This is a genomic window from uncultured Shewanella sp. (assembly GCF_947501665.1).
Lineage (GTDB): Bacteria > Pseudomonadota > Gammaproteobacteria > Enterobacterales > Shewanellaceae > Shewanella.
The window spans coordinates 1-305 of sequence record NZ_CANMWS010000102.1 but is presented as its reverse complement, the minus strand read 5'-3'; the positions used below and the strand labels follow the sequence as shown (position 1 = coordinate 305).

Below are 305 nucleotides of genomic sequence, written 5' to 3'. Positions count from 1 at the left end.
GGGTGACTGATGGGGCTCGAACCCACGACAACCGGAATCACAATCCGGGGCTCTACCAACTGAGCTACAATCACCACAAAAATGGTACGCCCGGCAGGATTCGAACCTGCGGCCATCCGCTTAGAAGGCGGATGCTCTATCCAACTGAGCTACGGGCGCTTTGCTGTAAATATGATTTACAATCAAATATTTTAATCATTATTCGCATTAAATTGCAAATAATAAAATGTGGTCGGTGATAGAGGATTCGAACCTCTGACCCTCTGGTCCCAAACCAGATGCGCTACCGGGCTGCGCTAATCACC

2 tRNA genes are annotated in these 305 nt (G+C 48.9%); both read right to left on the bottom strand.

Annotation, left to right across the window (positions count from 1 at the left end):
• Position 1 precedes the first annotated feature (1 nt).
• Positions 2-74 (bottom strand) — tRNA-His (locus Q0976_RS24090).
• Between the two features lie 8 nt (positions 75-82).
• Positions 83-159: transfer RNA gene (locus Q0976_RS24085), tRNA-Arg, on the bottom strand.
• Between the last annotated feature and the right edge of the window lie 146 nt (positions 160-305).